Raw genomic sequence first — 19,385 nt, forward strand, 5'->3', positions numbered from 1 at the left:
AAGCGTCTCCTTCGGTCGGTGTGTGCTTGCCCCAGGTATGCCGTCGACCCGCGCGACAGAAGCGTCGACGTGCGCACAAGCACCCGAACAGGCGGCGCACATGGCCCCATCCGCCGACATGACCGAGCCCCCCACCTGGGAGTTCTCCACCGGCAGGGGGCTGGGTACGCCGATCGGAGCGATCAGAAGGCGAGGTTCACGCCGATCTGGTGGGGCTGGGCGAGGGCGCCCATCAGCTCGCCCTGGACGGCGCCGAGCTGGGACAGCGCGTCGGCGCTGCTCAGGGTCGTGGAGTCGGCGGTGAGGCTGGCCTCGGGGGCCAGGCCGCCGGAGACGGTGTCGAGCTCGGTGTCGGCGATCTCGACGGTCTGGATCTGGTGAGCGGCGTTCATGAGGAAACTGCCCTTCGCATGGATGGTCCACATGGTCCAAGGGGAAGCGGCCCGCTGGGGACAGACGGGGGCCGCGACCGCAGGCGTGCGCCGTCCCTTTCAGGACACCTGGCGCGATCCCGGCGGTGCCAGCGATCAAACCACGGAGCGTGCGGGGCATCCAGTCAACCGCCGCCCGCACCCCGTGAGTTGAGCGACCCGTACGACGCATCCGTGCACGTACGGTCACGCCTTGGGGCCAGTACCTCCACATGCCGCGCCACACCGGCAGGCCACGGCTCTTGCCACCGCCGCGCCGACCGGGACAACTCCCCACCAACGGAACCCGCTCGACCCGGGGTTGCGGACGCACTGTGCAGATTCCGTTCACGGACGGATCCGGGCGGCGGCGGACGGCCGGACGAGCCCGCCCCGGGCGGTCCAGTGACGCAGGTCACACTCACCCCCGTCACATCTCCGCGGAGGGATCCGTCAGGGAGGTGTAGCCATCGGAAACCACACGGGAGCACACCATGGACGCTCGTCTGAACCTCTTCGCCAGCCCGGTCACCGGCAAGTTCTTCAAGTACATCAACTCGGCGGGGAAGGTGGTGACGGACTCGACCCTGCCGGCCGCAACACAGGAGCTGGTGAAGATCCGGGCCAGCCAGATCAACGGCTGCGGGATGTGCCTCGACATGCACACCAAGGACGCGGCCGCCGCCGGGGAGACCGCACAGCGGCTGAACCTGGTCGCGGCCTGGCGGGAGGCCACGGTGTTCAGCGAGGCCGAGCGGGCCGCGCTGGAGCTGACGGAGCAGGGCACCCGCATCGCCGACGCGGCCGGCGTCCCGGACGAGGTCTGGGCGAACGCCGCCAAGCACTACGACGAGGACCAGCTCGCCGCGCTCGTCGCGCTGATCGCCCTGATCAACGCCTACAACCGCGTCAACGTCATCGTCCGGCAGCCCGCCGGCGACTACCAGCCCGGCATGTTCGACTGACCCGCGACACGGATCCTCACGGGTGCATCCGCGCGCCCTTGAGGACCTTGTCCACCCCGTTGCGCGGGCCGTACACCGCCAGCCCCACCAGGTCCAGCTCCCCCGGCGGCACGGCCCGCACCGCCGCGCGGTTGTCGCGGTCGTTGCCCGTGGTGAACAGGTCCGAGGTGAAGACGGCCCGGGGCAGGGCGCGGCTCAGCGCCCTGCCGTGGGCCGCCTTCAGGGTCTCCTTCGAGCCCTGGAAGACCAGCACCGGCTGGCGGAACATCGGCAGGTACGACACCCCGTCCGCGTCCTCGTACGGCTCCCCGATCACCTCGGGGAGCTGTGTGCCCAGGCCGCTGACCAGGAACGCGGTGACGTTGAGGCGCTGCCAGGGCTCCAGGTCCTCGCGGAGCAGTACGGCGATCTTGGTGTCGAAGCGGATCGGTCCGGCGGTCGGTTCGGTGTTCATGCCTCGAGACTGCCGACCGGGCTTCGCCGCCGTCTTGTACGTTCTTTGCATGGCCGTTCAGCCGGAAGTCTCCGCCTGGCGCCCGCGCATCCCGGGTGTCGTGGAGGTCTTCCACGCACACTTCACCGAGTACGCGTACCCGATGCACGTGCACGAGGCCTGGACACTGCTGATCGTCGACGACGGGGCCGTACGGTACGACCTGGACCGGCACGAGCACGGCACCCCGCACGACACGGTCTCCCTGCTGCCGCCGCACGTCCCGCACAACGGCTCGCCCGCCACACCGCACGGCTTCCGCAAGCGGGTGCTGTACCTCGACTCCGGCCGCCTGGGCGACGACCTCATCGGTCCCGCGGTCGACGGCCCCGATCTGCGCGATCCCGTACTGCGGCGGCGCGTCGGGCAGTTGCACGGCTCCCTCGCGCACCCCGGCGACGAGCTGGAGGCCGAGAGCAGGCTGACGCTCATCGCCGAGCGGCTGCGGGCCCGGCTCAAGCCCCGATCCGGCGCACAGGAGCCCCGGCGCGATCCCGCCCTGGCCCGCTCGCTGCGCGAGCTCCTCGACGAGCGCGTCACACGGGGGCTCGCGCTGGAGGAGGCCGCAGGGCTGCTCTACGCCCATCCCGCCCACCTGGTAAGGGCGTTCAGCACCGCCTATGGCATCGCCCCGCACCAGTATCTGATGTCCCGCCGCGTCGACCGCGCCCGCCGTCTGCTGCTCGACGGGCGGGCGCCGGGCGAGGTGGCGTCGGCGACCGGGTTCTACGACCAGGCCCATCTCACCCGGCACTTCAAGAAGCTGGTGGGCGTGACACCGGGGCGCTACCGGGCCGGCGCCCGGTCATAGCTACGTGACGTCGACGTAGTCGCCCGCGGCGGATGCGCCGCTCGTCGTGGTCGTGTCGCCGAACGTCCAGCGCCAGTAGCCGTCCGCGGAGGCGGTGACCGTGGTCCTCAGGTAGCCCGCGGAGTCCGCCGGCACGATCTTGACCGTCGAGTAGGCGCTGGTGCCCGCCTTGCGGAACTGCAGCTTGGCCGCCTTGCCGCCGAAGCCGGTGTAGGCGTGCTTCACCCAGTCCGCGCGGGTGATCCGGCCGGTCACGGTGAGCGTCCTGCCCTTCGTGACGGGCTCGGGCGAGGCGTTGACGGTGACCTGGGCCCTGCGCTTGACCTGCACGGAGCCGAAGCCGGTCAGGTACTCCTGGCGCTTGAGCCGGCCGTCCGAGCCCCAGATGCGTGCGGAGACCGCGATCTTCCACGTGGTGGCGTCGTTGTTCGAGTCCAGGGTGTAGCGCGGCTCGATGTACAGCTCGCCGTCGCAGTCGGCGGCGTGCGTGCCGTCCTCGTTGCAGTTGGTGTAGCCCATGTAGATGCCGCCGGAGTCCGCGCCCATGGCGACCGTGGTGTCGTGGTAGAGGAACGGAAAGGCGTTCACGTCCTGCAGCTGGGGGCCGGACGGCCAGGACATGTGGTACGTGAAGTCGGGCCTCACCTCGGCGCTGGTGCCCACGATGATGGGCTTGCCCTTGTTCACGACCAGGTTCGACACCGTGATGCCGGTGTCCGCCGCCTCCGCGGGCGGCGCGGCGAACGCCCCCAGGGCGAGCGCTCCCGCGAGCACGACCGCGGAGCCGGATCTGCCTGCGCGCATGCACAACCTCTTCGTCGGTGAGGGACCGGTAAGGGTCCGGTAAGGACTCGGGTCGCCGCAGGCTAACAGCACTCACCCGAACGCCGGTTCGGACCCCCACCGCGGCCCGTCCCCTAGAGGTCCCGCTGCGCCTCGTACAGGTTGCGCGGGCGTACGGCGTCCGTGGTGCCGTAGAGCTCCAGGCGGGAGTGCAGGTCTCCGGTGAAGTCGGCGACGTCGATCTGGTCGAACTCGGTCACCGTGTTGACGCCGACGGTCGCGGAGTACGGCGCCAGGCCGTCGATCTTCATCAGGCCCGCGCGGCCGTTGGTGACCCTGATGTTCCAGTGGGTGAAGCGCGCGCCGAACAACGGTCCTGCGTTCGCGTCCCCACCGTGGCGGCCGTTGTTGTCCACGGTGATGTCCGTGCGGACGTTGGCGAAGGGCAGGCCGCGGTGGCTGTCGAAGGTACCCATCTGCATCTCGCCGCGTGACCAGACGTTGTGGGAGGACAGTCCCTCGACGTTGATGCCGTGGAGCTGGGTGTTCGGCGGGGCCGGGACGGTGCGCTGTTCGATGGTGAAGTCCTCGATCAGGTTGTCGTGGGAGCCCTCGCGGCAGAAGTACGGGTGGTGCGAGCCACGGCCGGCCACCCGGGTGCGGCGCAGGGTGCAGGCGGAGGCGGCGACGAGACCGAAACCGTTGTCCACGTCGGTCACCGTGACGTCGTCCACCCAGCAGTCGTACGCACACTGCAGGACCACGCCGTTGTAGCCCTTGTCGAGCAGGTGCGGGGACTGCGGGGTCTCGACCGCCCGCAGGGTGAGGCCCTCGACCCCCGATCCGGTCAACTCGGGCACATGGGTCGTCAGTTGGGGGTTCCACTCGGGGCGTATGTCGAGCGGGAGGGGGCGTTCGAGGGTGACCCGGCGGCCCTGGACGCGGGTGATGCGCACCGGCCACTCGTAGGGGACGTACGACAGCAGTTTCGTCTTGTCGTCCCAGTAGTACGACGCCGGGCCCGGGCCGCCGCCCGCCATGTGCTGGAGCAGGGTGTGCGCGCGGTCGTCGGCCAGGCGGAGGAGGACGAGGCGGCCGGGGTGCAGCCCTTCCGGATCGGCGACGGTGATCGTCCACGAGCCCTGCGTGGCCGGTTCCACCGCCGTCAGCGGCGTCCACTCGTCCCGCTTGTTGCCGGTCCAGCCCTCGAAGGGCCAGGCGCGGGACCGGACGGCGGCGACGAGGGAGTCCCAACGAGCTTTCGACGCCAGCCAGATGAGGCCGCCCGCCCACGACCACGCCGACTTGTCGCCGCCGTAGCGGGAGCCGTAGACGCCGATCAGTTCGGTGAGGGACTTCGTCGCGTACAGCGTCGTACGGCCGCTGCCGGCGCCGCGCAGGACGACGCCCGAGTCGCCGATGCGGATCAGGTCGTCGATGCGGAAGGTGCCGGGCGGGATGGTGACCGTGCCACCGCCGGCCTGTCCGGCGGCGGCGATGGCACGGTTGATCGCGGGGGCGCAGTCGGTGGTGCCGTCGGGTACGGCGCCGTACTCGGTGACGTCGGCGAAGTGGCGGGGGCGGGGGAAGCGGGGGGCGCCGGCGCGGCGGCCGGCGCGGCCGACATAGGGGACCTGAGGATGGGTGAAGGGGGTGCGCGTGAACTCCCTCCAGATGTCCGGGACTTCTCCGGGTGAGGAGACCTCGGCCGCCCGTGCCGTAGCGGCCGTGACGCCGAGGGCCACGGCCGTCGCGCCCGCGAGCAGGGTCCGTCTGGCGATGTGCGCGTTGTTCATGTCCACCCGCCCCTTCATATTCATACATATGAACGACGTTCAGAATCGCGTCGGCGGTGAGCATGCCACTGCCCCGGCGGCAGGGGGAAGGGGTCGTACCTAAGTCAGTCGGCGGGGCGCTCGATCAGATGCCTGAACGCGTCCAGGTTGCGCGTGGACTCGCCCCGGGACACCCGCCAGGCGTACTCCTTGCGGATGGACGAGGCGAAGCCCAGCTCCAGGAGGGTGTTGAAGGCGCCGTCGGCCGCTTCCAGGACCTGGCCGAGGAGGCGGTCGATCTCGTCGGGGGTGACGGAGGCGAGGGGCAGGCGGGCGGTGACGTAGATGTCGCCCAGGCGGTCGACGGCGTAACTCACGCCGTAGAGCTTGAGGTTGCGCTCCAGGAGCCAGCGGTGGACGCCCGCCTCGTTCTCGTCGGGGTGCCGGATGACGAAGGCGTTCAGGGAGAGGGAGTGGCGGCCCACGAGGAGGGAGACCGTCGTGGAGAGCTTGCGGGTGCCGGGGAGCTTGACCACGTAGTTCCCGGGCTCGGGGCTCTCCCACTCCAGTTCGGCGTCCTTCAGGACACCTTCCAGGACCTGCCCGGCCTTCTCGACATCACCCATGGTGGGAGCGTACGCGACGGCGGTGGGACTGGGTCGCGGCCGTGTAGACGTCCGCCGTCTCGCCGGCCGCCCTGTCCCAGCCGAAGGACTGCGCGTGCCGGGCGGCCGCCCGCCCCATGCTCGCCGGGAGGGACGGCTCGTCGACGAAACGGTGCAGCACGCGCGCGTAGTCGGCGGGATGGTGACCGTGGACCAGGAAGCCGGTCTCGCCGTCGCGCACGGCCACCGGCAGCCCGCCGACCGAGGCCGCGAGCACCGGCGTGCCGGCCGCCTGCGCCTCTACGGCGACCAGCCCGAAGGACTCGCTGTAGGACGGCATGACCAGCACGGACGCGGCCCGGAACCAGTCCGCGAGCTGCTCCTGCCCGACCGGCGGACGGAACCGTACGACGTCCGCGATGCCGAGCCGGGCGGCGAGCTTCTGCAGCCCCTCCGGCTTGGCGAGCCCGCTGCCGCTCGGGCCGCCGACGACCGGCACGACCATGCGGGAGCGGAGCTCCGGGCGCTCGTCCAGCAGCACCGCCACCGCGCGCAGCAGGATGTCCGGGGCCTTCAGGGGCTGTATGCGGCCCGCGAAGAGCGGGATCAGGGCGTCCTGCGGGAGGCCGAGGCGGGCGCGGGCGGCGGCGCGGCCGTCGGCGGGGCGGAAGCGGTCGAGGTTGACGCCCGGGTGGACGACGGCGACCTTGGCGGGGTCGGCGGCGTAGTGCCGTACCAGCTCGTCGGCCTCCTCGGCCGTGTTGGCGATCAGCCGGTCGGCGGCCGCGACGATCTGGGTCTCGCCGATGACGCGGGCGGCGGGTTCGGGGGTGTCGCCGTCGGCCAGGTTGGCGTTCTTGACCTTGGCCATGGTGTGCATGGCGTGCACCAGGGGCACGCCCCAGCGCTGGGCCGCGAGCCAGCCGACGTGGCCGGAGAGCCAGTAGTGGGAGTGGACCAGGTCGTAGTAGCCGGGGCGGTGACCGGCCCAGGCCTGCATCACGCCGTGCGTGAAGGCGCACAGCTGGGCCGGCAGGTCCTCCTTGGCGAGGCCCTCGTAGGGGCCGGCGTCGACGTGCCGGACGAGGACGCCGGGGGCCAGCTCGACCGTGGGCGGCAGTCCGCCGGCCGTGGCCCGGGTGAAGATCTCGACCTCGATGTTGATGGCGGCGAGCCGCTGGGCCAGCTCCACGATGTAGACGTTCATGCCGCCGGCGTCACCCGTGCCGGGCTGGTGGAGCGGGGAGGTGTGCACGGAGAGCATGGCGACGCGACGGGGCCTGCGGTGCAGTCGTAGCCGTGCCGCGGCCGACGGGGAGCGTCGCCCGAGCCTGTTGACGTACTGGCTCACCTGGCGGTCCTCTCCTTGCTGCGGGCATGCCGGACGGAGGACCGACCTCGCCCTCCACGCAGGTGCAACAGCGGCGGGGGGCCGGACCATTTCCGGATCGACTTCCGGATCAAGCCGCTTTACTCAATCATGACCTCCGCTCCATCGGCCGAGGGGGTCATGACCAGGGCTTCATCCAGCCTTGACCTGCGGCGATACAACCTTTGACAGGACACGTACAGGGGCGGTACACGCTTGCTCGTCGACCGTTCTCACCGGTCCCAGAGACCGGTCCCAGAGACCGGCCCGAGAAACCTGACCCGAGAAACCTGACCCGAGAGACCTGACCCAAGAGACCTAAGGACAAGCGTGTCCCTCTCCCACCGCTCCACCCGGGTGGCCCGCGTCATCGGCACATCGGCCGCCGCGGCCGTGCTCTCCCTCGCCGCCGCCCAGACCGCGCTCGCCTGCAGCATCGGCGACTTCTCCGCCGCCGTCGCCTGCGACAGCTCGGGCAAGCCCGTCATCCGCGTCACCGACAAGGACGCCTCCGGCACCCCGGCCACCCTGACCCTCAAGATCGAGCTGAGCATGCCGGGCGGGGAACGGGACGACGCCACCGGGACGATCGACCACCCGACCGCACAGGGTGTCAGCGTCGACCTGCACCCGTTCGACTGGTACGCCGGGGAGACCTTCGTGGTCCACGTCAAGGCCGGCGACCGCGTCGACGAGGACCTCAAGCCGCCGGTGGTCGTACCGGACGACTTCACCTGCAAGTCCTCCGGCGGCTCCTCCGCCTCGGCCTCCCCGACGCCGACCGGCCGGCCCTCGGCGACCCCGACCGGTCACCCCTCCGCGACGCCGTCCGCCGCCGCGAGCCCGGTCGGGAGCAGCAGCCCGGCCGCCTCGCCCGTGGCGAGCGACGCCCCGTCGCCCGCGGGCGGCGGCACCCACCTCGCGGAGACCGGCGCCTCCGGCGACACCCCGGTGCTCGCCGGTGCGGCGGCGGCGCTGGTCGTGGCAGGCGGCGGCATCGTCGTCGCCCTGCGCCGCAGGGCGGCACACCGCTCGCGCTGACCGGCGCCGCCCGGCCCGGTCGACTCACTCGGCCGGGCCGGTACCACTCGGCGCCCGCTTACCCTCGTACACATGACAGCCCGCGCAGCCTCCCTCCCCCACGCTCGGCTTCGCTCGAGCGGGGGGACCCCCATCGTGGGAACGGTGACGCGCGGGACCACCAACCCCAACCGGCTGCGCCGCATGGACCGCTGGATAGCGGCGGCCCACGGCGCCGAACTGCGCCGCGCCCACGATCCCCTGGCCATCGACCTCGGCTACGGCGCCGCCCCCTGGACCGCCGTCGAACTGCTCGGCAGGCTGCGGACGACCGTCCCCCGCGCTCACGTGGTCGGCATCGAGATCGAACCCGCGCGGGTCGCGGCGGCGAAGGCGTACGAGCGGGAGGGGCTTGTCTTCCGGCACGGTGGGTTCGAGGTGCCCGTGCCCGGGCGGCCGATGCTCATCCGGGCCGCCAACGTGCTGCGCCAGTACGACGAGACCGAGGTCGCCGCCGTCTGGCAGCGGCTGTGCGCGCGGCTCGCCCCGGCCGACGGCGGTTCGCGCGGCGGGCTGCTGGTCGAGGGCACGTGCGACGAGATCGGCCGACGGCACGTATGGGTGGCGCTCGGTCCGGAGGGCCCGCGGACCGTCACCTTCGCCACCCGGCTGGGCTCGCTGGAGCGGCCCTCCGACCTCGCCGAGCGGCTGCCGAAGGCGCTGATCCACCGGAACGTCCCCGGCGAGCCGGTGCACGCCTTCCTGCGCGACTTCGACCGCGCCTGGGCCGCCGCCGCGCCCTACGCCTCCTACGGCGCGCGTCAGCGCTGGCTGCGAGCGGTACGGGACCTGACGGCCGACTGGCCGGTGACGGACGGCCCGGCGCGCTGGCGGCAGGGTGAAGTGACGGTGACGTGGGAGGCGTTGGCGCCCCGGAGCTGAGATCACCCTTTCGGGGCGGCCGGAACGGAACGATCTCAGTGCGCCGTTCGTCACACCGGCGGGGAGATCGTCATGTCGGCGCACAGGCCGGGGGGAACACCTGCCTCTGTCGTTTTGTGCCGGGACGTGACACCATCCCCGGGGCACCGTAAGTTACTGACGGTAAATCAGCTTTGGGGGCATCAGTGATGGGCTGGGGCAAGCGCAGCATCCTCTCGGCCGCGGTGACCGTGGTCTGTGCGGTGACCGTGCTGGCGGCGCCCGGCACGGCCTTCGCCACCCCGGCACCCACTCCGGCACCCACTCCGGCACCCACTCCGAGCACGTCGCCGACTCCCGCGCCGGGCAAGGATCTCGAGAAGGTCCGCGAGAAGCTCGACGGGCTTTATCACGACGCCGCCGTCGCCACCGACGCCTACAACGCGGCCGAGGAGAAGGCGAAGCAGCAGTCCGCCCAGATCGTCGCGCTGGCCAGGAAGATCGACGAGGGCCGGCAGCGGCTCGACAGGCTCAAGGACCAGGCGGGCGCGGCCGCCCGCGCCCAGTACCGCACCGGCGGCATCCCGCCCACCGCGCAGTTCCTGCTCAGCGACGACCCCGGACAGGTCCTGGACGGGGCCGGACTGGTCCTCCAGGGCCAGCGGGCGACGACGTCACTGATGAGCGAACTGACCAGCACCCAGAAGCAGTTGCAGGCGTACGCCGACGACGCCGCTGCGCAGTGGACGAAGCTGGACGCCGAGCGCAAGGCCAAGGCCGCCGCCAAGAAGAAGATCCAGCAGCAGATCTCCGCCGCCGAGAAGCTCCAGTCCGAGCTGGAGAAGAAGGACAGGGAGCGGCTCGCCAGGCTGGAGGACCAGGCCGCGCTGAAGGCGCAGACGAAGTGGCTGGACACCGGCATCCTCAAGAAGATCCACGGCAAGGCGTCCGCGCAGGGCGAGAAGGCGGTCGCGTTCGCCGCCGCCCAGCTCGGCAAGCCGTACGTGTGGGGCGCCGAGGGCCCGAAGTCCTACGACTGCTCCGGCCTGACCTCCCAGGCCTGGGCGGCGGCCGGCCATCCCATCCCGCGCACCTCGCAGGAGCAGTGGCAGCAGCTCAAGCACGTGGCGGTCAAGGACATGCGCCCCGGCGACCTCATCATCTACTTCGACGACGCCAGCCATGTCGCCCTCTACATCGGCGACGGCGCGATCATCCAGGCCCCGCGCCCCGGGCGGACGGTGACGGTCGCGGGCGCCGGCTCGATGCCGATCCTCGGGGTCGTACGACCGGACGCGTAGCCCTCCGGCCGGGGCGCGGGGCGGTACAGCCCCGTTGAGGTGGGGCCGCCTTCCGGGTGACCCGCGCCACGTGACCCATCACACCGCCAACCCCCGCCCAAACCCGGGCCGGACGTGAGCTTCGTCATCCTCCGTGCCGGGGCGCCCTGTCCAACTGTCGTACGGAACGCGGCATATGACAGCGGCCTGCGCGCGAGCGACGCGGCTCACACCATTCCATCGGGACGGGAGCACCCGCTATGGTCCCCGTCGGTGGCATCGAGACCCTCGGCGCCACCATGCCCTCGGGGGGAGGGAAGGAACCAACAGATGCCCGTACCCGTACCGCGGCAGAGAGCGATCCCGGCCGTGGAGAGTGGTCAGGCGCAGGCCGCCACCGCAGGCGGCGGCCCCCTCAAGGAAGAGGCCCACCGCGACGCCAAGCCGACGAACGGCACCGGCGCCACTCTCACCCTGCTGCTGATCGAGGACGATCCGGCCGGCTCGCCGATCGTCCCCGACCTGCTGGACTCGGCCGGCAAGCCGATCCGTGTCCGTACCGCCCGGAATCTCACCGAGGCCGAGCGGCTGCTCACCGACGACGTCCACTGCATCCTGCTGGACCTGGCCCTGTCGGCGCCGGGCGGCAGCGACGCCGAGGACGAGCTGGCCGTGCTCAAGCACGTGCTCCGGCTCGCGCCCCGGCATGCCGTGCTCGCGCTGACCGCCTCCGGCGACGCCGAGCGCGGCGCCGAGGCCGTACGCGTGGGCGCGCAGGACTACCTCTTCCGGGATGAGCTGGACGGCCGGCTGCTCAGCCGCGCCATTCGTTACGCGGTGGAGCGGAAACGTTCCGACACGGCCGAGCGGCGGCTGGCGGAGGGCCGGCTGCGCGCGCAGGAGAACCGGCGCCTGGAGCGCGGGCTGCTGCCCACGCCCCTGCTGGAGGGCTCCTCGCTGCGCTTCGCCGCCCGCTACCGCCCCGGCCGCTCCCGCGCGCTGCTCGGCGGTGACTTCTACGACGCGGTCCGCACCCCCGACGGCACCGTGCACGCCATGATCGGCGATGTCTGCGGCCACGGCCCGGACGAGGCCGCGCTCGGCGTGGAGCTGCGCATCGCCTGGCGGGCGCTGACGCTGGCGGGCCTGTGCGGCGACCAGCTGCTCGGCACGCTCCAGCAGGTGCTGGAGCACGAGCGGGCCGACGAGGAGATCTTCGCGACCCTGTGCACGGTGGACATCGCGCCCGACGGCCGCCGCGCGGGCCTGTGCCTGGCCGGCCATCCGGCCCCGCTGCTCGCCCGCCCCGGCCGGCAGGCCCGGCTGCTGCCGTACGACAACAACGGCCCCGCCCTCGGCCTGCTGCCCGGCGCCCGCTGGCCGCGGATGCAGGTGGAGCTGGGTTCCGAGTGGAGCCTGATGCTCTACACCGACGGCCTGATCGAGGGCAGGGTCGGCGAGGGCGGCGAGCGGCTGGGTCAGGACGGAATGGTGTCGATGATCCGCCGCCAGCTCTCCGAGGGGTTGCGGGGGGAGGAGTTGCTGCGGGCCGCGGTGAGTGAGGTGCGGGAGCTCAATGGGGGGGAGCTGACGGACGATGTTGCCGTGGTGCTCTTGGATCGGGCGCCGTAGTCGGGATCTCGCGTCAGGGGTTCTTCACCGTTGCCGAGTGCGGGTCCGTCGTGGCGGCAAGCCACGAACCACCCGCACCCGGCGATCGACCAGTTGCCCTACGGCGGGATGCCGCTAGCGGCCCCCGTTGTACGGCCCGTAGGGACCGTCGCTGCTGCTGCCCCGGCCCCCGCCCCGGCGGCGGAAGCCTCTGCCGCCGGAGACGTGCTGCAGTGCGGGGCGTACGTCCACGAAGAAGACGATCGTGGCGACCAGGCCCGCGAGCTGCAGGAACAGCATGGGCACGAACAGGTTCACGGCGACCGCGATGCCGAGGATGATCAGCCAGAAGCCCTTGTTCTGCTTGTCCGCGGCGCGGTACGCGTCCTCGCGGAAGATCGCGGCCATCACGAACGCCACGATGGCGAGCGCCAGCATGGCGGTGAAGATCAGCCACATCACTCCGCCGACCGCCGTCATCAGCACAATGCCCACCACCCGAGTCGAGTCGTCCGTACAGCCACCGTACCCGTACAACGGGCCGGACACCCCAAAGGTGCCCGGCCCGCTGTCATCTCGGCGTGATCCCGCCGCTGCCGGTCACTTGGCCGGCGGCGTCGTCTTCTTCGCGGTGGTGCTCTTGCGCGGGGCGGGCGCCTTCTTCGCCGCCGGCTTCTTGTCGGCGGAGTCGGCCTCGGCCACGGGCTCGGCCGGCTTCGGCGCGTCCTGGGCCTGGACCGGCTCGGGCCTGCCCTCGACGGTGATCGCGAAGTCCTCGATCTCCTCGGCGGCCTCGCCCCGCCAGCTCTTCACGGCCTGCTCGCCGTGTTCGGCGACCTTCTCGTAGGTCTCGCGGGCCTTGACGGCGTACTCGGCGGCGACGCCGACGCCGCGCAGGGCGAGGTCCTGGGCCTGCTCGCCGAGCTTCTTCAGGTCGACGTCGAGGGTGCCGAGGAACTCGTTGACCTTGGTCTGGAGGGTCTCCTGCGCCTCCTTGGCCCGGGCGGCGGCCTTCTCCTGCACGGCCTTCGGGTCGGTGTTGCGCACGGCCTCGATGCGGGCCGGCGCCTCGGAGCGCAGCTGCTCGACCAGGGCGGGCACCTTCTTGGCCTGCTGGAAGGCGAGGTCGGCGGTGCCGGCGGCGAAGTAGAGCGGAGTGGGGTCGCTGAGGGTCTTGCGCAGGTCGTCGGTGATGGCCATGGTGATCTGGTCCTCCCGGATTCGCGTTCGGCTGAGGTTGGTGTGGTCCGCGGTGGGAGCCGGCGCCCTGGTCCGGTTATCCGGCCGTCCGCCGCGGGCCTGCATCGGCATCGTGTCCGCCGGCGGTGCCGGGCACGGTGGCGCCGTCGGTGTCCGCTTCCTGAACGCTGTCCTCGTCGTCGACGGACTCGCCGACCCCGAATCCGTTCTCTTTCCGGAAGGACTCGTAGATCTGGAGCAGCACCTGCTTCTGCCGCTCGTTGAGCGAGGGATCGGCGAGGATGACCGCCCTGGTCTCCACGTCATCCCGGTCCCGCTCGGCGTCGAGGATCCCGGCGCGGACGTACAGCGTCTCGGCGGAGATGCGCAGGGCCTTGGCGACCTGCTGGAGCACCTCCGCGCTGGGCTTGCGCAGCCCGCGCTCGATCTGGCTCAGGTAGGGATTGGACACCCCGGCGGCGTCGGCGAGTTGCCGCAGCGACAGCTGCGCGTTCCGCCGCTGCTCGCGCAGGTATTCCCCGAGATTGCCGACGTTCAGCGATGCCATGCCCCTACCATGCCGCACCTTCGCTAACAATTGCAAGCACCCGCTTGCAAAAGTCTGCCGCGGGCGTGGGAGGCAACGGGGAGCTACCGGGCGAGTGTGTCCGTTCCCGGCATATCTGCGATTTCCCGCCGAATCTGCAGTGTGCAGTGAACGGGTCCCGCACGACCTGCACAGCGCGCCGCCCTACCGGCCAGCGAGCAAGAGCGGACCGGATTATTCGCGGTAGCGGGGTGAGGGCTGCGTTCGGTGCAGGCGTCCGTGCGTTCGTCTCACGATGGTTTTGCAGTTGTTGGTGCTGGTGCTCTCGCGCGTGGCAGTCAGGATGGCTGGACCTGGTCGAAGTGGGCGAGGGCTTCGGCGGGGTCCGGGCTCACGAGGCGTTCCAGACCGGCCATCGCGATCTTCGCCCACCTGCCGGCTCGTGCCCACATCTGTTCCTCGAAGGCGCGGACGGCCTTGTCCAGATCTCCAGGGCCGGTGGCGATGGACTCGGCGAGTTCGGCGCCTTCCGGCGTCGCGAGGTTCGCGCCCGCCCCCAACGGGGGCATCAGATGGGCGGCGTCGCCCAGTAGCGTCACCCCGAATCCCGGCGTCATCCTGCGACGACGTCAGCCCTGTCTGCCGTTCCGGATCCGGCTGGCTGAGTCCGCCTGGATGCGTCCACACCGCCCGCGTCACCTTGCCCGCACACAACTCCTCCTCGATCACGTGGGCCTCGATCACGCCGATGACCAGGCGGCTCACCCGCCGCACGACCTGCCTTTCCGCGCATCGCCCTACGAGTCGAAATCCAGCCGGTCGGGGGCTGCCGGGTTCGTGGCGGAGTCCGTCAGGGCATCGAGCTGGGCGGCGAGGTCGGGGTGGGTGGGGGTCAGGTGAGCACGAGTGGCGTTGAGGGGGCGGACGAGAGCGGCGGGGTCGTCGTGGGCGAGAGCCGCGTGGAGTTGGCTGAGCGGGAGGCCGGCCGCGGTGGGCAGGTCGGTGAGGGCGGCGACCTGGCCGGCGATGCGGCGCAGGTCGGCCGCGTTGCGGCGGGCCCAGGTGGCGGTGGTGCGTTCGGCCGCGCGGCGCTCGCGGGTGGCCTGGACACGTTGTTCGCCGGTGGTTCCCGCGGGGCCGGGGCGGCCCCGCAGGTAGCGGCGTTCGGCGGCCTGGCGGCTGGCGACGCCGAGGGGGTGCGCGAGGTCCGCCCAGCTGGCACCCGCCTTCCGGGCGGTTTCGATCAGGCCGGTTTCCCATCCGGCGAGCTGCTCGCGGACCTGCCGCAGCAGCAGAAGCGAGGCCAGGGCCTGCTCCGGGCTGACGTCGTGAGTCTGGGCAGTGCCGGGGCCCTCGTGCCGGGCGGCATGCAGGGCGTCGTCTATGGCTTGAAGGGCCGCTGCTGCGGCGAGGAACGACGCCGGGCTTCGGGTGTCGGCGCTGGTCGAGGCCGGCTGGTCGGCCGGGGTCATGGGCACCTCCCTCGATAGTCATCCTTTGGACGACATCCTGTTTGTCATCCATTGGATGACATGTTACAACGGTGTCAGTGAGGCGCATTGGCAGCAACTGCCCGAACCTGCTGGAGGTGTTTCACGATGTTGATGCGCACTGACCCCTTCCGTGAGCTGGACCGGCTGGCCCAGCAGCTGATGGGCCCGGGCACCTGGTCCAGGCCGTCCCCGATGCCGATGGACGCCTACCGTGAGGGCGACCAGTACGTGGTGGCCTTCGACATCCCCGGCGTCAGCGCGGACGCGATCGACATCGACGTCGAACGGAACATGCTGACCGTCAAGGCCGAGCGCCGGCCCGTGACGAAGGCCGACGACGTGCAGATGGAACTGTCGGAACGGCCGCTCGGCGTCTTCTCCCGCCAGATCGTGCTCGCCGACACCCTCGACACCGAGCACATCCAGGCCGACTACGACGCAGGCGTGCTCACCCTGCGCATCCCGATTGCCGAGCGCGCCAAACCCCGCAAGATCGCCATCGGCGTCGGCTCCGGCCACAAGGAGATCTCCGGCTGAGCCGGACCAACGAGGGCTGAACAGCCGCGGAGGACGGGTACCCGATCTCCCCCTCGCCTGTCCTCCGCGCCCCGTGGACCGAGGAAGGGTGGCGACCGACGTGACTGTGCGACGGGAAGCGTTCCTCGACCGTGTGAAGGAACGCGGCGAATATGACACCCCGCAGGAGGCCGAACGCGCGGCCCGCGTGGTGCTCGCCCTGCTGGGCGCACACCTGGTCGGCGAGATACGCGCCCAACTGGCGGCGCGCCTGCCGGAAGACCTCTCCCCGATCCTGCTCAACCCGCTGCAAAGCGCCGAGCCGCTGCCCCCCGAGCGGTTCGTGCGCGCGACCGCGGCGTGGATCGAAGGGGCCACCGAACAGACCGCGGCCTGGGACGTCAGCGCGGTCCTGTCCACGGCGGCCGACGCCGCCGGCGACGACCTCCTCAAAGAGATCCTGCTCCAGCTCCCCGCGGGCTACGACCTCCTCTTCGGCCGCCCCCAGCCCACCTGACCCCCCGGGTGACCGCACACCGGCCACTACGACCCTGGTGAGAGAAAGGCAACCACCGCAGTGATGTCCGACCAGAGCGCACCACTCCAGCAGTCCTACGGGAGGGCGTACGAGCAGATGCTGGAGAAGGTCCGCTACGACGGCGCCTACCCCACCCGCGAAAAGGCCGAGGAAGCCGTCCGCCTCGTCCTCGCCGGACTGGGACGCCAGCTGACCGGCGACGAACGCGTCGAACTCGCCGCCCGCCTGCCCCTCGAAGCCGCACGCATCGTCACCGCCCAGATCCCCGACATCCAGCCGCTGACCGGCTGGGCCTTCGTCAATGACCTCGCCGCCCGCACCGGCGCCTCCCAGGCCACGACCCGCTGGGACACCGGATCGGTCTTCTCCGCCGTCGCGGCCCACGCCGGCCCCGATCTCCTCACCCGCATCCTGCGCCGGCTTCCCTCCGGCTACGCGCTCTTGTTCGGCCGTGCCGAACTCACCCAAGCCGCATAGGCAGGCCGGGCCTTTCAGGTCTCCTGGGAACGGACACCGGGCAAGTCCCCGACGTCCGCCTCCCCGCCCTGGCGGAAAACCGTCGGGCGCTTCGCCGGCACGGGGAACCATGAAGCATGCGACCGGATGACTGGTACCTCACGGAAGACGTCGACGACTTCCTCGGCCGAGCCGGGGCCTTTCTGCGGTCTCGGCCCGGACCGCACGTCATGCAGCTGACCTGGGCCGAGAGAGTGCGAGCGCGTGGGGCGGGGGCGTTCGGCACCGGAGTCCCCGTCTTCGGCGTGCTGGAGCGAGCGGGCGAGGTTCACGGCACCTTCTTCCGCCTCCCGCCGCGTGGTTTCGGCCTCTCCCCGCTCACGTCCGAGCAGGCCGACTCCCTCGCCGTCCGCCTGGCCGCCCTCGGGCACTCCGTCCCCTCCGTCAGCGCGGACCACGGCACGGCCACCGCCTTCGCCGAGGCCTGGCAGCGGCGCACCGGCGCGACGCCGGAACTCCGCGACACGCGGCTCCGTCTGTACCGCCTCGGCACGCTCACCGCACCGGAGCCGCTGCCGGCGGGCCGGGGCCGCCTCCTGGGCGAGCGGGACCTCGAGCAAGCCATGTTCTGGTGCGGCGAGTTCGCCAAGGCCGTCGGGGAAGACGTCTCCATCGACGCCGACACGTGGGCCGGCACCCGCTTCGCCGACAAGCGCTACACGCTCTGGGAGACCCCGGACGGCACCCCCGTCTCCATCGCGGGCATGAACCCGTTGATCGGCGGCCAGATCCAGGTGGACGTCGTCTACACCCCGGCCCACCTGCGCGGTCGCGGCTACGCGGGCGCCGTGACGGCGGAGGTGAGCCGGGCCGCGCTGGCCGCGGGCGCGAGGGACGTCGTCCTGTTCGCCGACCTGTCCAACCCCACCAGCAACGCCCTCTACCAGCGCCTCGGCTATCGCACGCTCACCGACTGGGCGGCGTACGACTTCTCGCGCGCCGCACCGGACGTCGGTTGAGAACGGACGAGGGGGATCGACCCGGACGACGGACGGCTACCGGGCCAGCTCGGCCGTCTCGTTCAGGCGGGTCAGCTTGTGGGGGTTGCGCACCACGTGGATACGGGTGATCCGGCCGTCCTCCACCGTGAGGCTCACCGCGCTCGGCGCGCCGTCGAAGTCGACGCGGCCGGCCGGGGCGCCGTTGAGCCACACCGCCGTCGTCTCCAGCGTGTCCACCAGCCGGTGTGCACGCGCCAGCACCTTCGCGACCACGGCGGCTCCGTGGAACGGCGTCGCGGCGGCCGGCACCACCCCGCCCCCGTCGGTGACCATGACCACGTCCGGGGCCATGATCTCCAGCAGCTCGGCCAGCTGCCCGGTGCGCAGTGCGGCCAGGAAACGGTCCACCACGGCCCGCTGCTCGGAGCGGCTCACCCGCATGCGCGGCCGTCGGGCCGCCACGTGCTCGCGGGCGCGCCGCGCGATCTGCCGCACCGTGGCCGCCGTCTTCCCGACCGCCTCGCCGATCTCCCCGTACGGCAGCTCGAAGACCTCGCGCAGCACGAACACCGCCCGCTCGGTCGGCCCGAGGGTTTCGAGGACCGTCAGCATCGCGATCGACACGCTCTCCGCGAGTTCGACGTCCTCGGCGACGTCCGGGCTGGTCAGCAGCGGTTCCGGCAGCCACTCGCCGACGTACTCCTCGCGGCTGCGCGACAGGGTGCGCAACCGGTTGAGCGCCTGCCGGGTGACGATCCGGACCAGGTACGCCCGCGGGTCGCGGACCTGCGCCCGGTCGGCCTCGGCCCACCGCAGCCAGGACTCCTGCAGCACGTCCTCGGCGTCGGCCGCCGAGCCGAGCATCTCGTAGGCGACCGTGAAGAGCAGGCTGCGGTGGGTGAGGAAGGGGTCCTCGGTCATGAAACCGACGTCTGTGGACGTGCGGCCAGGGGGATCTCGCAGGCGTCCGAGAAGCCCTGGGACCTGACCCCGAGCGCCGTGTTGTTCCTGGTCGCGAAGTTGGCGAAGGCGATCGACGCGGTGATCTCGACCAGCGCCGCCGCGCCCAGCCGGTCGAGCAGGCGCGCGGACAGCTCGTCGGTGACGGTCGGCGGCGTGACCGACATCGCCTCGGCGTACTCCATCACGTCCCGCTCCAGCGGGGTGAAGACGTCCGACTCCCGCCAGCGCGGCACCTGGCTGGCCTTGGCCAGGTCCAGGTTCTTGTTCTGCGCCTGGAAGTAGTTGATGTCGAGGCACCAGCCGCAGCCGACCAGTGCGGCGACGGCCATGTGCGCGAACGACTTCAGGTTCTCGTCGGCCACGTCCCACGCGTTCACCCGGGCCCCCATCTCCTGGCCCGCCTCGACGACCCGGGGGTTGTGCCACGTGGCCTGGAGGGGTTCGGGCACCTTGCCGAACTGCTCGGTCAGGACCTCGGTCATCTCGGGGCCGAGCTCGGCCCTCGGGACGCGGAGCGTCATGGTGTCCTCCTCATGCGACTCATCCATACGGCTCATGTGCGTGCCGGTTCGCCATGAAGACACCGCCGGGCTCCGGGATGTGACACCCGGCTCGTCGGGTTCGTCAGGATTCGAGAAGCGCCGGCCGC

General features: G+C 71.5%; 22 protein-coding genes and 1 pseudogene. 10 read left to right on the forward strand and 13 right to left on the reverse strand.

All coding sequences use genetic code 11. The annotated features are described in order from the left end of the window. Positions 1–182: 182 nt before the first annotated feature. Positions 183–425: a hypothetical protein gene (locus SRB17_RS30945; protein ID WP_153543409.1), complete on the reverse strand. Its 243-nt coding sequence runs from the start codon at positions 423–425 to the stop codon at positions 183–185. 479 nt (positions 426–904) lie between these two features. On the opposite strand from SRB17_RS30945, the gene SRB17_RS30950 reads away from it, so the two are divergent. Next, positions 905–1,375 (forward strand): carboxymuconolactone decarboxylase family protein, encoded by a 471-nt coding sequence (locus tag SRB17_RS30950; RefSeq protein WP_153543410.1) that lies wholly within the window; start codon positions 905–907, stop codon positions 1,373–1,375. A gap of 16 nt (positions 1,376–1,391) precedes the next feature. Here the strand turns inward: SRB17_RS30950 and SRB17_RS30955 are convergent, their stop codons facing one another. Beyond that, positions 1,392–1,829: a DUF2000 domain-containing protein gene (locus SRB17_RS30955; protein ID WP_228396358.1), complete on the reverse strand. Its 438-nt coding sequence runs from the start codon at positions 1,827–1,829 to the stop codon at positions 1,392–1,394. Positions 1,830–1,878: 49 nt separating this feature from the next. Between SRB17_RS30955 and SRB17_RS30960 the strand changes: the two genes are divergently transcribed. After that, positions 1,879–2,679, forward strand: coding sequence for a helix-turn-helix transcriptional regulator (locus SRB17_RS30960; protein ID WP_153543412.1), 801 nt, complete (start codon positions 1,879–1,881; stop codon positions 2,677–2,679). Here the strand turns inward: SRB17_RS30960 and SRB17_RS30965 are convergent, their stop codons facing one another. From SRB17_RS30965 to mshA, 4 genes are all read right to left on the reverse strand, one after another. After that, a complete protein-coding gene (locus SRB17_RS30965; RefSeq protein ID WP_153543413.1) occupies positions 2,680–3,483 on the reverse strand; it encodes a hypothetical protein in 804 nt (267 codons plus the stop codon). Positions 3,484–3,596: 113 nt separating this feature from the next. Further along, positions 3,597–5,258, reverse strand: coding sequence for a glycosyl hydrolase family 28-related protein (locus tag SRB17_RS30970; RefSeq protein ID WP_194294187.1), 1,662 nt, complete (start codon positions 5,256–5,258; stop codon positions 3,597–3,599). 104 nt (positions 5,259–5,362) lie between these two features. Then, entirely contained in the window at positions 5,363–5,863 is a 501-nt protein-coding gene (locus SRB17_RS30975) for a YbjN domain-containing protein (RefSeq protein WP_153543415.1), read from the reverse strand. Next, positions 5,856–7,193 (reverse strand): D-inositol-3-phosphate glycosyltransferase, encoded by a 1,338-nt coding sequence (gene mshA, locus SRB17_RS30980; RefSeq protein ID WP_323376481.1) that lies wholly within the window; start codon positions 7,191–7,193, stop codon positions 5,856–5,858. Before mshA ends, SRB17_RS30975 begins: the two co-directional genes overlap by 8 nt. A gap of 348 nt (positions 7,194–7,541) precedes the next feature. Between mshA and SRB17_RS30985 the strand changes: the two genes are divergently transcribed. The 4 genes from SRB17_RS30985 (at position 7,542) to SRB17_RS31000 (ending at position 12,064) form a co-directional block, all read left to right on the forward strand. Continuing rightward, positions 7,542–8,252: an LAETG motif-containing sortase-dependent surface protein gene (locus SRB17_RS30985; RefSeq protein WP_194294188.1), complete on the forward strand. Its 711-nt coding sequence runs from the start codon at positions 7,542–7,544 to the stop codon at positions 8,250–8,252. 135 nt (positions 8,253–8,387) lie between these two features. Beyond that, the gene (locus tag SRB17_RS30990; RefSeq protein WP_323376482.1) at positions 8,388–9,173 is read left to right on the forward strand and encodes a class I SAM-dependent methyltransferase; all 786 of its coding nucleotides are present in this window, start codon (positions 8,388–8,390) and stop codon (positions 9,171–9,173) included. A 188-nt stretch (positions 9,174–9,361) separates the two neighbouring features. Further along, the gene (locus SRB17_RS30995; RefSeq protein WP_153543580.1) at positions 9,362–10,453 is read left to right on the forward strand and encodes a C40 family peptidase; all 1,092 of its coding nucleotides are present in this window, start codon (positions 9,362–9,364) and stop codon (positions 10,451–10,453) included. Between the two features lie 309 nt (positions 10,454–10,762). Next, positions 10,763–12,064: a PP2C family protein-serine/threonine phosphatase gene (locus SRB17_RS31000; RefSeq protein WP_153543416.1), complete on the forward strand. Its 1,302-nt coding sequence runs from the start codon at positions 10,763–10,765 to the stop codon at positions 12,062–12,064. A 114-nt stretch (positions 12,065–12,178) separates the two neighbouring features. Here SRB17_RS31000 and SRB17_RS31005 read toward each other — a convergent pair whose 3' ends face one another. The 5 genes and pseudogenes from SRB17_RS31005 to SRB17_RS31025 form a co-directional block, all read right to left on the reverse strand. Next, positions 12,179–12,523: a DUF2516 family protein gene (locus tag SRB17_RS31005; RefSeq protein ID WP_153543581.1), complete on the reverse strand. Its 345-nt coding sequence runs from the start codon at positions 12,521–12,523 to the stop codon at positions 12,179–12,181. 120 nt (positions 12,524–12,643) lie between these two features. Continuing rightward, complete coding sequence (locus SRB17_RS31010; protein ID WP_153543417.1) at positions 12,644–13,243, reverse strand: hypothetical protein; 600 nt, start codon at positions 13,241–13,243, stop codon at positions 12,644–12,646. A 76-nt stretch (positions 13,244–13,319) separates the two neighbouring features. Continuing rightward, a complete protein-coding gene (locus tag SRB17_RS31015) occupies positions 13,320–13,790 on the reverse strand; it encodes a helix-turn-helix domain-containing protein (protein ID WP_153543418.1) in 471 nt (156 codons plus the stop codon). Positions 13,791–14,107: 317 nt separating this feature from the next. Next, positions 14,108–14,371 (reverse strand): annotated as a pseudogene (locus SRB17_RS31020) (FAD-dependent monooxygenase); the annotation flags it as partial. A gap of 195 nt (positions 14,372–14,566) precedes the next feature. Then, positions 14,567–15,241 (reverse strand): type III effector protein, encoded by a 675-nt coding sequence (locus SRB17_RS31025; protein ID WP_153543419.1) that lies wholly within the window; start codon positions 15,239–15,241, stop codon positions 14,567–14,569. Positions 15,242–15,367: 126 nt separating this feature from the next. On the opposite strand from SRB17_RS31025, the gene SRB17_RS31030 reads away from it, so the two are divergent. The 4 genes from SRB17_RS31030 to SRB17_RS31045 all read left to right on the forward strand — a co-directional run bounded on the left by SRB17_RS31030 (position 15,368) and on the right by SRB17_RS31045 (position 17,791). Next, the gene (locus SRB17_RS31030) at positions 15,368–15,799 is read left to right on the forward strand and encodes an Hsp20/alpha crystallin family protein (protein WP_153543420.1); all 432 of its coding nucleotides are present in this window, start codon (positions 15,368–15,370) and stop codon (positions 15,797–15,799) included. 100 nt (positions 15,800–15,899) lie between these two features. After that, positions 15,900–16,295, forward strand: a complete 396-nt coding sequence (locus SRB17_RS31035) for a DUF2267 domain-containing protein (protein ID WP_323376483.1) — start codon at positions 15,900–15,902, stop codon at positions 16,293–16,295. Between the two features lie 63 nt (positions 16,296–16,358). Further along, entirely contained in the window at positions 16,359–16,793 is a 435-nt protein-coding gene (locus SRB17_RS31040; RefSeq protein WP_153543421.1) for a DUF2267 domain-containing protein, read from the forward strand. Positions 16,794–16,909: 116 nt separating this feature from the next. Continuing rightward, complete coding sequence (locus tag SRB17_RS31045) at positions 16,910–17,791, forward strand: GNAT family N-acetyltransferase (RefSeq protein WP_153543422.1); 882 nt, start codon at positions 16,910–16,912, stop codon at positions 17,789–17,791. Between the two features lie 36 nt (positions 17,792–17,827). Here SRB17_RS31045 and SRB17_RS31050 read toward each other — a convergent pair whose 3' ends face one another. Both SRB17_RS31050 and SRB17_RS31055 read right to left on the reverse strand, forming a co-directional pair. Further along, positions 17,828–18,694 (reverse strand): RNA polymerase sigma-70 factor, encoded by an 867-nt coding sequence (locus SRB17_RS31050; protein ID WP_153543423.1) that lies wholly within the window; start codon positions 18,692–18,694, stop codon positions 17,828–17,830. Further along, on the reverse strand, positions 18,691–19,257 hold the full coding sequence (locus tag SRB17_RS31055; RefSeq protein ID WP_153543424.1) for a carboxymuconolactone decarboxylase family protein: 567 nt from the start codon (positions 19,255–19,257) through the stop codon (positions 18,691–18,693). Before SRB17_RS31055 ends, SRB17_RS31050 begins: the two co-directional genes overlap by 4 nt. Between the last annotated feature and the right edge of the window lie 128 nt (positions 19,258–19,385).

Source organism: Streptomyces sp. RB17 (assembly GCF_009604455.1).
GTDB lineage: Bacteria > Actinomycetota > Actinomycetes > Streptomycetales > Streptomycetaceae > Streptomyces.